11 protein-coding genes are annotated in these 12,815 nt (G+C 68.4%); 5 read left to right on the top strand and 6 right to left on the bottom strand.

Features of this window, described 5'->3' with window-relative positions; translation table 11 throughout:
• Window positions 1-6 precede the first annotated feature (6 nt).
• The 4 genes from M8859_RS17540 (at window position 7) to M8859_RS17525 (ending at window position 5,671) form a co-directional block, all read left to right on the top strand.
• Complete coding sequence (locus M8859_RS17540; protein ID WP_249644553.1) at window positions 7-1,473, top strand: flavin-containing monooxygenase; 1,467 nt, start codon at window positions 7-9, stop codon at window positions 1,471-1,473.
• Between the two features lie 75 nt (window positions 1,474-1,548).
• Window positions 1,549-3,675 carry an ATP-binding cassette domain-containing protein gene (locus M8859_RS17535; RefSeq protein WP_249644552.1) on the top strand — a complete coding sequence of 709 codons (2,127 nt, stop codon included), beginning with the start codon at window positions 1,549-1,551 and terminating at the stop codon, window positions 3,673-3,675.
• Window positions 3,672-4,409 carry an energy-coupling factor transporter transmembrane component T family protein gene (locus tag M8859_RS17530; protein ID WP_249644551.1) on the top strand — a complete coding sequence of 246 codons (738 nt, stop codon included), beginning with the start codon at window positions 3,672-3,674 and terminating at the stop codon, window positions 4,407-4,409. The genes M8859_RS17535 and M8859_RS17530 overlap by 4 nt, the downstream gene beginning before the upstream one ends.
• A gap of 608 nt (window positions 4,410-5,017) precedes the next feature.
• Window positions 5,018-5,671: a DUF8020 domain-containing protein gene (locus tag M8859_RS17525; RefSeq protein WP_159924994.1), complete on the top strand. Its 654-nt coding sequence runs from the start codon at window positions 5,018-5,020 to the stop codon at window positions 5,669-5,671.
• Window positions 5,672-5,833: 162 nt separating this feature from the next.
• Here the strand turns inward: M8859_RS17525 and M8859_RS17520 are convergent, their stop codons facing one another.
• The gene (locus M8859_RS17520) at window positions 5,834-7,102 is read right to left on the bottom strand and encodes a lipase family protein (RefSeq protein ID WP_249644550.1); all 1,269 of its coding nucleotides are present in this window, start codon (window positions 7,100-7,102) and stop codon (window positions 5,834-5,836) included.
• Between the two features lie 248 nt (window positions 7,103-7,350).
• Between M8859_RS17520 and M8859_RS17515 the strand changes: the two genes are divergently transcribed.
• Complete coding sequence (locus M8859_RS17515) at window positions 7,351-7,995, top strand: cysteine hydrolase family protein (RefSeq protein ID WP_159924998.1); 645 nt, start codon at window positions 7,351-7,353, stop codon at window positions 7,993-7,995.
• 48 nt (window positions 7,996-8,043) lie between these two features.
• Here the strand turns inward: M8859_RS17515 and M8859_RS17510 are convergent, their stop codons facing one another.
• Genes M8859_RS17510 through M8859_RS17490 form a run of 5 tightly spaced genes read right to left on the bottom strand, consistent with a single transcriptional unit; the run spans window position 8,044 to window position 12,741 of the window.
• The gene (locus tag M8859_RS17510) at window positions 8,044-8,220 is read right to left on the bottom strand and encodes an antitoxin (RefSeq protein ID WP_236565475.1); all 177 of its coding nucleotides are present in this window, start codon (window positions 8,218-8,220) and stop codon (window positions 8,044-8,046) included.
• 35 nt (window positions 8,221-8,255) lie between these two features.
• Window positions 8,256-10,577: an ATP-dependent DNA ligase gene (locus tag M8859_RS17505; RefSeq protein ID WP_249644549.1), complete on the bottom strand. Its 2,322-nt coding sequence runs from the start codon at window positions 10,575-10,577 to the stop codon at window positions 8,256-8,258.
• 47 nt (window positions 10,578-10,624) lie between these two features.
• On the bottom strand, window positions 10,625-10,831 hold the full coding sequence (locus tag M8859_RS17500; RefSeq protein ID WP_159925002.1) for an antitoxin: 207 nt from the start codon (window positions 10,829-10,831) through the stop codon (window positions 10,625-10,627).
• A gap of 39 nt (window positions 10,832-10,870) precedes the next feature.
• Window positions 10,871-12,013 (bottom strand): MBL fold metallo-hydrolase, encoded by a 1,143-nt coding sequence (locus M8859_RS17495; protein WP_159925177.1) that lies wholly within the window; start codon window positions 12,011-12,013, stop codon window positions 10,871-10,873.
• Window positions 12,013-12,741 carry an enoyl-CoA hydratase gene (locus tag M8859_RS17490; protein ID WP_159925004.1) on the bottom strand — a complete coding sequence of 243 codons (729 nt, stop codon included), beginning with the start codon at window positions 12,739-12,741 and terminating at the stop codon, window positions 12,013-12,015. Before M8859_RS17490 ends, M8859_RS17495 begins: the two co-directional genes overlap by 1 nt.
• Window positions 12,742-12,815: the final 74 nt, after the last annotated feature.

Here is a 12,815-nt window from a genome sequence, read left to right as displayed (position 1 = left end):
TGTCACATGACAGGGCGCCGTCGGCCATCGATCCTCGTCATCGGGGCGGGCTTCGGCGGCATCGGCATGGCGGTCGAACTGCGCCGCAACGGCTTCGACGACATCATCATTCTGGAGCGCGCCGAGGACATCGGCGGCGTGTGGCGGGAGAACACCTACCCCGGCGCGGCCTGCGACGTGCCGTCCCCGCTGTACTCGTACTCGTTCGAACCCAAGCCGGACTGGCCGCAGCGGTATTCCGGGCGTGCCGCCATCCACGAATACCTGCGCGGCGTCGCCGAACGGCACGGCGTGCTGGAGTCGGTCCGCTTCGGCACGAGCGTCACCGACGCCGAGTTCGACGACGCCACCGGTCGGTGGACCGTCCGCACCGCCGACGGGGATACCCGGATCGTGGACGTGCTGATCTCTGCGGTGGGTCAGCTGTCGCGTCCGTCCATGCCCGACATTCCCGGCATCGACACCTTCGCGGGCCCGTCGTTCCATTCGGCCGAGTGGGACCACGACGTCGACCTGAGCGGCAAACGCGTCGCCTGCGTCGGCACCGGAGCCAGCGCCGTGCAGTACATCCCGGAAATCCAGCCCACGGTCGCCCACCTCACGCTGTTCCAGCGCACTCCCGCATGGGTGATCCCGAAGTTCGACACCGATTACTCGCCGATCCAGCACAACCTGTTCGCGCGGGTACCGGGCGCGCTGCTGGCCGAGCGGTTCGGGTGGTGGTCGATCGCGGAGTTCGTCTCCCTCGGGCTGGTGGAGGTCCCTGCCATCGCACGGCTGGTGGGCCGCATCGCCTCCCGGCACCTCGCCAAACAGGTCGAGGACCCGCGATTGCGGGCCGAGCTCACGCCCGGCTATCCGATCGGATGCAAGCGCGCGCTGTTCTCCAACGACTACTACCCCGCGCTCACCCAACCGAACGTGCGGGTGGAGACCACGGCGATCAGCGCGATCACCCCGCAGGGCGTACGCACCGCCGACGGAGTCACGCACGAGGCGGACGTGATCGTCTACGGCACCGGTTTCAAGGGCACGGAGTTCCTGTGGCCGATGGACATCTACGGCCGCGGGGGCCGCAAGCTGGCCGACGCCTGGGCCGACGGCGCGCACGCGTACTACGGCATCACCGTGCCCGACTTCCCGAACCTGTTCCTGGTCTACGGCCCGAACACCAATCTCGGCGTCGGCTCGATCATCTACATGATCGAGTCGCAGACCCGCTACATCCGCCAGGCCGTGCAGTTGCTCGCCGACCACCCCGGCCACTGCGTCGACGTTCGCGCCGATCTGGAGGAGCACTACAACACCGCTCTCCAGCAACGCCTGGCCCGGACGCCGTGGAACTTCTGCTCCAGCTGGTACCGCAACGCCGCGGGCCGCATCACCAACAACTGGCCCGGCTCGCAGACCAGCTACCGCCGCCACACCCGTCGCCTCGACCCAAGCCACTACACCCTCACACCGGTCTCGTGACGGACGGCGGCGTCGAGAGCCTCACTCGAATTCGCCCTGACCCGGCCGACCTCGCCGGGCTGGCAGACTTGTGCTGTGAATGAACTGCCCCGTCCGGGCGACCCGGATGTGCGGGGGCCGCTGCGTCCGATCGAGCTGGCCACCGGCGCGGTGCTGGGCGGAGCCACCGTCGGGTTGGTGACCGTCGGATCGGTGGTCCCGTTCGCCGCCGCCCTGCAGCTGGTCGCCGCGGTCCCGATCGGGCTGATCGCGCACCGGTTCCGCCTGCGCGCCCTGGTCACCGCGACGATCGCGGCGACGTTGGTCACCTTCGTCGCGGCCGGTATGGCGTCGGCGACGGCGTTGGTCGCGGCGGCGACCATGGGCGGGATCATCGGCACGGTGAAGCGGCGCGGGGGTGGTGTCGTCGCGGTGTTCGGGCTCTCGCTGCTTGCCGGGCTGGCCTGGGCGGCGTTCGCCGTCGGATCGCTGTTGGTGCTGTCCACCGTGCGCAACCTGTTCTTCGACAACATCCGCAACCTCTCGCGCGGCTTGCAGGATCTCGCGCGTGAGGCGCAACTGGCGCCGCTGGGGCAGTTCGTGGCGGACCTGACCGACGCGGTGCTGCGCTGGTGGTGGGTCTGGATCGGCGGCGGCATCGCGCTCGGCATGGTGGCCACCGGCATGTTCTCCTGGTACGTCCTCGGCTCGGTGCTGGACCGGCTCGCCTGGCTGCCCGGCCGGGACCGGCTCGACGCACCGCTGGACGATCGGCCCATCGCGCCGTTGCCGGTCACGCTGCGCGATGCCGGTTTCCGCTACCCCGGCGCGATGCGCGAGGCGCTGCGCGAGATCGACCTGACCGTCGAGGTCGGCGAATTCGTCGCCGTGGTAGGGCACAACGGTTCGGGCAAGTCGACGCTGACCCGTCTGCTCGCCGGATTACCGCCGACCTCGGGATCGGTGCAGCGTCCCGGGTCGGCCGGACTCGGCAGGCTCGGGGGGACGGCGCTGGTATTGCAGCGACCGGAGAGCCAGACCCTCGGCGTGCTCGTCGCCGACGACGTCGTGTGGGGACTGCCCCAGCGGCTGGCCGCCGAAGTGGACGTCGACGGATTGCTCGAGGAAGTCGGTCTCGCCGGAATGGGGGCGAAGGAGACCGCCACGCTGTCCGGCGGACAGCAGCAGCGGCTGGCGGTCGCGGCGGCGCTGGCCCGGCGGCCCGCACTGCTGATCGCCGACGAAGCGACCTCGATGGTCGATCCGGACGGGCGCCGGGAACTGGTGGAACTGCTGGCCGCGCTGCCGAAACGGCATCCGATGGCCGTGGTGCTGGTGACCCACCACGAAGCCGACGCCGCGGCCGCGGACCGCATCGTGCACCTGGCGGCGGGACGGTCGGTCGAGCGGCTGCCCGCGTGGCCACGTCCGGTGCGCGACACCCGGCGCAGGCCGATGGGCGAGCCGATCCTCGAACTGCGCGATGTCCGGCACACCTACAACCGCGCGACGCCGTGGGAAGCGCCCGCCCTGCACGGCGTCGACCTCTCCGTCCGGCAGGGTGAGGCGTTGCTCATCGTCGGCGGGAACGGCTCGGGCAAGTCCACCCTCGCCTGGATCATGGCGGGCCTCATCGAACCGAGTTCCGGACGCTGCGAACTGCGCGGCAAGCCGATCAGCAAACAGATCGGCCGGGTGGAGCTGGCCTTCCAGCATTCCCGCCTGCAATTGCAGAAGCAGACCGTCGGCGCGGAGATCGCGGACTGGGGCGGCCGGGCAACGGGCTCCGGTGCGGTCGGGCGCGCGCTGGACGCGGTCGGGCTGGACCGGTCACTGGCCGCGCGCTCGATCGAGGAACTCAGCGGCGGCCAGGCCAAACGCGTGGTTCTCGCCGCGATCGTGGCCAGCCATCCTCAGGTGGTCGTGCTCGACGAACCACTGGCCGGCCTCGACCCGGAGGGCAGGGCCGACATCGTGGAGTTGCTCGCGCGCCTGCGGGATTCCGGATTGACGCTGATCGTCATCTCGCACGACGTGGCCGACATGGCAGCGGTGTGCGACCGCACGGTACACCTGCGCTCGGGACGCATTCTGAGCGCGGAGGCCGCATGGGACGCCACGCCGGCGGCGCGCAAGGCCGCGGCGCAAGCAGATCCCGGGCAAGGAGCATTGCGCGCCACGGGTGAGACAGCGTGGCGATTCGAGCACGGAGGTCGATCATGAGCACCGTCCTGCTGCGCCAAGTGCCCGTCGCCAGCCCGGTGCATCGCCTGTGGGCGGGTACCAAGATGATCGGAGTGTTCCTGATCAGCCTGGTGCTGATGTTCCTGCCGTCCTGGCCGGTGCTCGGTGTGATGACGGCGTTCCTCGTGTTCGTCGGCGTCGCCGCCCGGCTGCCGCTGGGCACACTGCCGCGTCTGCCCTGGTGGTTCTGGGCGCTGTTCGTCGTCGGAGGCCTGATCACCGTGCCGGTCGGCGGGGCGGCGGTGCTGCGCTACGCGCAGATCGCGACCTTCACCCTGATCCTGATCGCCGCCTCGTTCCTCATCGCGTGGACCACGCCGATGGGCGATATCGCCCCCGCTCTCGCCAAGCTGGGTGCGCCGCTGCGCAGACTTCGGATCCCGGTGGACGAGTGGGCCGTCGTCGTGGCGCTCACCCTCCGCGGTCTGCCGCTGCTCATGGAGGAGATTCGAGTACTGCGGGCCGCTCGTCGCCTACGCCCCAAGGACGGCATGCACGCCCGAGCCGCCGACAACCCGCTCATCGACATCCTCACCGCGGCCATGGCGGTGTCCACCCGCCGTGCCGGTGAACTGGGTGAGGCGATCACCGCGCGCGGCGGCACCGGGCAGCTCACCGCCCACCCCAGCGCTCCCGGCCTGCGCGACGCGCTGGCGCTCGCGCTGATCGTCGGCGTCTGCCTCGGCTCCATTGCTCTGCACTTGCTGTTCTGAACACACACCGAAAGAGCTGACAGTCCTGGCGAAGTTATGGCCCCGAGATTCGCCGAGTATTTGCAAGCCCACCCGGGTCACGTTTCGACGGAAACCAATCGGTAGTGCTGACAGGTTCGTCCCGGCACTGGAGTGCAGAGCCGATTGTCATGTGCCCGACCAAGCGGTGGGGCGGCCCGGATCGCGCCGCTTGCTGCGCGATCCCGCGCGCCGGGTGATGTCGCCACACACCCACGCCTCCGGGGATGCGATCGAAAGCCCCTGATGTACCGCGACATTTCTTTCGTGAACCTCCGTGGGATCTACCGAGATCGACAATCCGTTCCGAGGATTTCACCGCGCCGCATTCAACGACCACGACCGAAGCGGCCGAACCTCCAACACCCTTGCCGTGGAATAGCTATCAGCTATAACACTGGATAGGTGGAAAAAAGCGGAAGATTACCCCTGAAAATAAGGTCCTAAACCCCCTCAGCCACAGTACAGTTACCACTCAGAAGTAGCTGTCTTCTTGATCACATCACGGATCTACACGCCAGTGGGGGAAGGATTTTCGGCGTGTGCCGCGTTCTCTATTGCTCGAAACCTGATGAAGATTGGAACCGAGAATGATTCTCCGGAAAGTCACCGCCGCAGTCGCGCCACTGATCGCCGCGCTCACGGTAGGAGCGGGCGTCACGCACGCGCAACCGGCCGCGGCGCCGGTGCCGGACATCGGCTACGAAGCGCAACTGGTCGGGAACAAGATCGTCACGACGCTCACCGCGGGCACGTTCGAGGCGCGCGCCGGCGCCGTGGACATCAAGGACACCGCCGGAAACGTCGCGGTCACGCTGCCGCTCGCCTTCCGGCAGGACGGGCTCGAATATCCCATGCCCCACGTTGTGCGCGACGCGGGCCGGGTGCTCGAGCTGACCGTCGTGAAGGATGCGGCGCAGGCCCGCCCGGCGGCCACACCGGTCGCGTCGCCGTTCGAGAACCAGCGGGCGCAGGACGCGTTCCTGTCGCAGTTCGGCATCGCCACCGCGGTCGGCGGATTCATCGGCACGGTCATCGGAGCGATCGTCGGGCTGACCGGCCTCATCGGCGGCCCCATCGGAATCGGCACCGTGCTCGCGGGCGCGGGCATCGGCGGCATCATCGGGACCGTCGTCGTCGGCGGACCGGCTCTGATCATCGCCGGTATCGATCTGATCAGCACCCTCGCCGCGCCGCCCGGCACCACGAAGTGGATGGACACCACCGGCCGTCCGCAGAACTGACCCGTGCCCTCGAGGCACGACGCGCACCGAATCGACTGTGATTCGGTGCGCTCTCGTGTTCGCGGAGCCGGCGCGGCCCCCAGGCGCAGCCGAGCAGGCGACCGAATCCGTCAGCGGCTGTAGCGCGCGCCTTGGCGTGACCGACGCTGCGGCGCTCACCGCTCACCGTTCACGGCAGCCGGGAGCCACCGGCAGGCCCGCGAACCGGTCTGCGAGGAAGTTCATCGCGCCGGGCGCCTCGCCGATCGCCGCCGGATTGTGGGTGGGCAGCATCGAGTGCACCGAGGTGACGCTCGCTCCCTGCGCGCAGTACCGGCCGACCAAGTCGGTGAAACCCGCCACGGGAATCACGTCGTCGGTGCGGCTGTGGTACAGGTACATCGGCGCCTCGGGCGCGCTGCCGCCGAGTTCCTGGGCATCGGTCGCGGCCCGGAAGGCCGGATGCGCGAGCAGATCCGGGACGAGGGCGAAATCCTCGACCCGCGCGCCGACGTACTTCGGCACCAGATCGGATCCGCAGGCCGCGCCGTCCTCGACCAGTGCCGCGCGCCCGCGATCGTTGAGCAACTCCAGCACGCCCGCGCCGGGATCGTTGCGGGCGATCGCGAACAAGATCAGCATCGCCAGCCCCGCCTGCACCGTACCGTCCGCGCCATCGGCTATGGCAGGCCAATCCGCTGGAACGCCACCTGAGGTAATCCCCGCGAACCGCACGTCCGGGGCGTACTGCGGCTGGATCTGCGCGGCCCACAGCGTGGCGAACGCACCACCCGAGTAGCCCCAGGCACCGACGGGCGTCGCGGGTCCGAGTCCGGCCTGCGGGAAGTCGCGGGCCGCCCGGACACCGTCCAGCACACCACGTCCGGAGTTCACGCCGTCGAGGAACCGCGATCGCGGCCCCTCGTAGTCACTGACCACCACTGCCCACCCGCGTCGCAGCGCCTCGGCCATGAACGGCGTGTCGATCAGTGTGTTCACCGTGCCGGTGTCCCAGCCGCCGCGCAGCGCGTACGACGGCGCGCACCGGATGCCGAGACTGTCCTCGGGTACCTGGTACGACAGCAGTGGCCGGACGCCGGGGCCGAACCAGGGCAGCATCGGGACCATCACGGTGGCCACACCGGCGACGGGATCGTCGCTCGCGTCCGTGGTCCGGTACTTCACCTGCCATGCCGAAATCGGCAAAGGTAGCCCGAACAAGGCGATCGGGCGGCTATCCAGCACGGCGCCGTTGCGGTACCTACCGACATCCGCGGGAGCCGCGTAGAACGGGTCCTGGTCCGGCGGTAGTAGCTGGGCGTACGCCTCCGGTGCGGCGCTGAGGCCGGCGAACAGAACGATCAGCGCGGACAGAAGCACTCGCGGGATCGCTGCGCACACAGGCCGGTTGCCGGCTCGCGCGAGGACAAGCGCTCCGTGAACATCCTTCATCAGGGCCTCCCCAGTCCCGAGAGGCGACAGGTGTCCCGTACGGTGGGTGCCGGTTCACCCTGACCTCGAGACTTCAACGGTACTTCGAGGCCGATCGCTCCGGCAACGGTCGATCGCAGGTCACACCCACCGCCTCAGCTGTCCGCAGGGGTGGTTACAGTGTTGGCGAAAATCCCCCCAGCGCAATCGAATAGCCGTCGGGCGCGATCCGTCCGCGGCGCGAGCGCCACGAAGAGGAGTAGCCGAGCATGCGGCATGGCAACGGACTGGACATCCCCGAAGGACTCGCCGACCTGTGCGCCCCGGACCGGATGGCGGTGATCGTTTACGACATGCAGGTCGGCGTGCTCAGCCAGTTGCCGGACGGGCCGGAGATCATCGAACGCGTGGTGGGAGTGGTCGATGCGGCGCGCTCGGGTGGCTACCCGGTGATCTTCCTACGCCATTTCTTCCTGCCCGAGCGCCTCAGCGGAGCCTTCGCGCTGCGCATGGCCATGAGCTGGCAGCAGGTGGATTCGGTGGACAAGGTGCGCTTCATCCTGCAACGCGACACACCGGCCTTCGAGCTGGTTCCCGAGCTGCGGCCGAGAGCGGACGAGGTGGTGTTCGACAAGACCTCGATGTCGGCGTTCGAAGGGACTCCGCTGGCCTCGATGCTGCGCGACCTGCGCATCGGCGCCTACGCGATCGCGGGCGTAGCGCTGGAGATCGGGATCGCGCCTACGGTCACGCATTCCACCGATCTGGGTTTCGTCCCGGTGGTGATCAGCGACGCGGTCGGCGGCCGGGACAAAGAGGCCATGGCGCGGGCCTATGACGACTTCGAATTCCAGGGCCATGCGCTGGTGACCGACAGCGCCACCATCACCCCGCTGCTGGCGGCGACCAACTGACAGTTGAACGGGATCCGGCCATGGCCGTGGCCGGATCCCGTTCCGAACTCACTGCTTCCGCAAAGCCTTCTTCGCGGCGTCCTGGGCGGAGTCGACCTGCCTGGCGTACTTCTTGCCTGTCTTCTCATCGACGAGGTCACCCGCCTTGTCGATCACCGCGTCCAGCTTGTCCGCGTTCTTCTGGGCCAGGTCCATGGCCTTGCCTGCCAGGTTCTTGAAGTCCACCGTGCACTCCTCGTTTCGCGCTGGGAACAACAACCCTACCCAGCGTCGCGCACGTCCGGCGCCGCGCCGAGCCACGCCGGGTGCCACATTCGCCCCGCCTCGGTCCAGTTCATGAACCGCACGGTGCCACCTATTTCCGGCGTCACCCACACCGCCTCCTTGCGTTCTTCGGCGGTGAGGTCGTTGTCGAACGGCGAGGTCCCGCGTTCCAGTTCGCGCAGCCGCGCGGCCAGTTCCCGCATGTCCGGCTCGCTGAAACCGGTGCCGACCCGCCCGACGTAATACAGCTGCCCGTCGTGCGGAATGCCGATCAACAGGGATTTGAAGTCCCGTGCCGTGCTGCGCCGCCAGCCGCCGATCAGCACCCGCTGGGTGCGCCAGTTGCGCTGTTTCACCCAGGCATGCCCGCGCTTGCCCGGCAGATACACCGAATCCTTGCGTTTGGCGATCACCCCTTCGAGCCCGTGCTCTCGGCTGAAGCGCAGAGCCTCCGCGCCAGGGCCGTCCAGTCGCGGCGGCACCACCAGCGACGGAGCGTTCGCGGCGAGCGCCTCGAGCACCCTGCGGCGATCGGAATATCGTTTGCGCAGCAGCGAGGTGCCGTCGAGATACAGCACGTCGAACGCGACGAACACCGCCCGCGCCGCATCGGCTTGCAGCAGAGCGACATTCGCGACGCCATGGTCGTCGAAGACGACCGCCTCGCCGTCCAGCACCACTCGGTGGCCGGACAGTTCCCGCGACAACGCCACGATGCCGGGGTAGCGGTCGGTCACGACGTTACCCGCCCGGCTGCGCAAGGTGATCGCGCCGACATCGATCTCGGCGATCAGCCGGAAGCCGTCCCACTTCGTCTCGAAGCTCCACTCGCCCGCGCCGAGCTCCGCGACGTCGCCGGGAGTCGCGAGCATCGGCGACAAACCACGTGGAAGCGGCCCGGGACCGTTGGACGGCCGGATGATCCGGCCCGACGGCTGGTCCGGCTCCTCCCGCGGTACGGCTCCGCTCTGTTCCCGCATCAGATGCATCAGCCACTGGTTGCCGTTGGTCTGGATCAACGCGTACCGGCCGGTGAGCCGCTTACCGTGGAACCGCACGATGACCTCGTCGTCACGCCACTTCTCGGTTTCGTAGGTGCCGGAGTCCCAGATCCTCATCTCGCCACCGCCGTACTCGCCCTTGGGGATGGCGCCGTGGAAATCGAGATACTCCAGCGGATGGTCTTCGGTGTGCACGGCGAGGCGGTTCTGATCGGTGGAGGTCGGCGGGCCTTTCGGCACCGCCCAGGACGCCAGGACCCCGTCACGCTCCAGCCGCACATCCCAGTGCAGGCGACGCGCATGATGTTCCTGAACGACGTAGCGGTTGTTCGTCCCCGGCTCAGGTGACTCGGCGGGGACGGGCTCGGGCGTGCGGGACGGATCACGCATCGATCGATACCGCGTCAGCGCGTCCGGGCCTGCCTGCGCCGTGGACGAGTCGTCGCGCGCCAACGGCGGATCCAGCTCGGCGAGCAGGTCACCGTCCGTACGGTACCTGGCCAGCACTTCATCGAACCGCAGATGTCTCAGCTTCTTCCGGTTCTCGATCTCTTCCCACGTGCGCGGGGCGGCCACGTTCGGCTCTGTCCGCCCTCGCAACGAGTAGGGCGCGATGGTGGTCTTGGCGGAGTTGTTCTGACTCCAGTCGAGGAAGACCTTGCCGCCCCGAGCCGCCTTCGCCATCGTCGCCGTGACCAACTCCGGGTGCAGCCGTTGCAGATTCGTGGCCACCTGTTTGGCCACCGTCGACGCGCCGGCTGAACTCAACTCCCGATCCAACGGCACGTAGAGGTGTATTCCCTTGCTGCCGCTGGTGACCGGGAACGCGTGCAACCCGATGCCCTCGACCATCTCCCGCACCGCGAGCGCCACCTCGGCGCATTCGGCGAGACCGGCCCCCTTGCCCGGGTCCAGGTCGAACACCAGCCTGCTCGCCGGACCCATGTCGGCACCGGCGAAACGCCACTGCGGCACATGGATTTCCAGCGCGGCCTGCTGCGCGAGCCAGGCCAGCCCGGCTTCGGAATCGATCAGCGGGTACACGACCTTGCGATCGGAATGCCGCAGGGAGCGCCGCTCGATCCAGGACGGAGCATGCGACGGGAGATTCTTCTCGAAGAAGGACGGTTCCTCGACCCCGTTGGGCCAGCGCTTCCGGGTGACCGCCCGCCCGGCGAGATGCGGCAACATGGCAGGTGCGATGGCCGAATAGTAGGCGATGACCTCGCCTTTGGTGGTTCCGGTGGCCGGATACAGCACCTTGTCGAGGTTGCTCAGGTCAACCTCGATACCACCGAATTTTCGGCGGGCCGCCATATCGGAAGTGTAGCGGCGGAGACCGCAGCCCGGTCTCCGCCGCTGTCTCAGGCGTGCGGTCCGGACTGATCCGGCGGGACCACCTTCTTGGCGGCCTCTTTGCCTTTGGCGATCTTGTCCGAGTACTTGCCGTGCGTCTTCTGATCGATGAAGTCACCGGTCTTGTCGACCGCTTGGTTGATCTTGTCGGCGTTCTTGGCCGCCACATCCTTCCCCTTGCCGACCAGGCCTTTGACCGTATCCGCGAAACTCATCGCCGTGAATCCTTCCTGTCGTCAATTAGCCGGAGTCGTTCAACCAACATTCTCCCACCAGGAATCGCCAGGTGGGGCACTCGAGGGATCTACGCGTTGCCCGGGCATCGGCACCGCGACCGTCGTGCCCGCCGCGCGTGCCGCGGTCACCATCCGCTCGACCGGCTCCGACCAGCCGTGGAAGGCGAGATTGAACGTCGCCCAGTGAATGGGCACCAGCAGACCGTGGCCGGGATTCCCGCCGCAGAGATCGGCGTGTGCCCGGACCGCCTCCTCGGGATTCATGTGCACGTCCGGCCAGCGCTCGTCGTAGGCGCCGATCGGCAGCAGCGTCAGATCGAACGGGCCGAGCGCCGCGCCCGCCTCGGCGAACGCCTTGGTGTATCCGGTGTCGCCGCCGAAGTAGGCCCGCCGCGTCGGACCGACGATCGACCACGAGGCCCACAGGGTGGTGTTGCGCAGCAGGCCGCGTCCGGAGAAGTGCCGTGCCTCCGTACAGGTGATCACCAGATCCACGCCGTTGCGATCGAGGCCCAGATCGGCGAGTGATACCGAACCGCCCCAATCCAATTCGACGATCCGCTCCTCCGGGACGCCCCAGTGGCGCAGATGGGCGCCGATACCGATCGGAACGAGGAACGGCGCGCTCTGGCGAGCCACCAGCTCTCGGACGGTCTCCTTGTCCAGATGGTCGTAGTGGTCGTGGGAGATGATCACCGCGTCGATCGGAGGGAGGTCGGCCAGCGGCTGCGGCGCCGGGTGCATGCGCGCGGGCCCGACCAGCGGGGATGGCGAAACCCGCTCGCTCCACACCGGATCGGTGAGAATCCGGTACCCGTCGACTTCGAGCACCGTGGTGGCGTGGCCGTACCAGGTGACGGCGAGAGCGGCCGCCGCGGTGGGCTGCTTCGGGGTTTGCAGCGGGATGGGGGCTCTGGGCCTGCCCGCGTTGCGCCGGGTCAAGGCCGAGACCAGCAGCGAGGGCGCCGAACCCGCGACCACCTGGGTGCTGGGCTCGGTGTTGTGGAACTGGCGGTCGCGATAGGTCGCCGCACCCACCGCGTACGGCTGGATGGCCGAAATCGAAGCCCCCATTGCCGATGGGATGTCCCACACCGCCCGGACCAGCCAGGTGAGGCCGAGCGCGCCTGTTGCGGCGCCCGCCAAACGTCTGATGTCCATCATCGCCCCACGAACTTCGCGGGACGTTTTTCCTGCCTGGCCAATCGACCCTCCTTGGCATCCTCGCTCGTCCACGCGGCCTCCAGCGCCGCGCGCTGCTGGGCGGTTTCCGGATCACGCGTTCCGTCATCGTTGAGCACCAGCTTCATGTGCCGCAGGGACAACGGGGCCAACGCCGCGATCTGCTTGGCCCAGGCCTGCGCGTCGGCGAGACCGCCGATCCGGTTGGCGAACCCGAAGGCGTAGGCATCGTCGGCCGGTATCTGCTCGGCGCCCAGCAACATCGTCCGGGCGGGACCGCCGCCGATCAAGGCGACGAGCCTGCGCACAGTCCACCGGTCCACGGTGATACCCAATTTCGCGGCGGGCACCGCGATGTAGGCCTCCGGCGAGATCACCCGCAGATCCGAGGCGAGCGCCAGCTGCACGCCCGCCCCGATCGCGGCTCCGTTGATCGCCGAAATCACCGGGATCGGCGCGGATTCGATCGTGTGCAGCGTTTCCAGCAACCCGGACAGGAAATCGTCGGAGTACACCCCGGACAGGTCGGCGCCCGCACTGAACACCGGGCCGTGCCCGGTCAAAACGACGACCCGCGCCTGCTCGGCGACAGCGGCGAGCACGGCCTCGCGCAGCAGTGTCACGAGTTCGTAGTTGAGCGCGTTGCGGCGCTCTTCCCGCTGAAGTTCGATGGTGACCACGTCACCGTCCCGGCTCACCTCGAGCATGCGACCTCCCCGACTGAACAGTCCGTCTGGTCTCTTCACTCTGCCACAGCGACCGGCCCTTGCCGCGCCGGGCG

This window comes from Nocardia sputi, from assembly GCF_023501985.1.
The sequence above is the reverse complement of the archived record's forward strand: the minus strand, read 5'-3'. Positions and strand labels throughout refer to the sequence as shown.

Coding starts and splice junctions, on each gene's coding strand:
- M8859_RS17540 (WP_249644553.1), top strand. CDS start 7: ATGACAGGGCGCCGTCGGCCATCGATCCTCGTCATCGGGGCGGGCTTC.
- M8859_RS17530 (WP_249644551.1), top strand. CDS start 3,672: ATGAGCACCGTCCTGCTGCGCCAAGTGCCCGTCGCCAGCCCGGTGCAT.
- M8859_RS17525 (WP_159924994.1), top strand. CDS start 5,018: ATGATTCTCCGGAAAGTCACCGCCGCAGTCGCGCCACTGATCGCCGCG.
- M8859_RS17520 (WP_249644550.1), bottom strand. CDS start 7,102: ATGAAGGATGTTCACGGAGCGCTTGTCCTCGCGCGAGCCGGCAACCGG.
- M8859_RS17515 (WP_159924998.1), top strand. CDS start 7,351: ATGCGGCATGGCAACGGACTGGACATCCCCGAAGGACTCGCCGACCTG.
- M8859_RS17505 (WP_249644549.1), bottom strand. CDS start 10,577: ATGGCGGCCCGCCGAAAATTCGGTGGTATCGAGGTTGACCTGAGCAAC.
- M8859_RS17500 (WP_159925002.1), bottom strand. CDS start 10,831: ATGAGTTTCGCGGATACGGTCAAAGGCCTGGTCGGCAAGGGGAAGGAT.
- M8859_RS17495 (WP_159925177.1), bottom strand. CDS start 12,013: ATGGACATCAGACGTTTGGCGGGCGCCGCAACAGGCGCGCTCGGCCTC.
- M8859_RS17490 (WP_159925004.1), bottom strand. CDS start 12,741: ATGCTCGAGGTGAGCCGGGACGGTGACGTGGTCACCATCGAACTTCAG.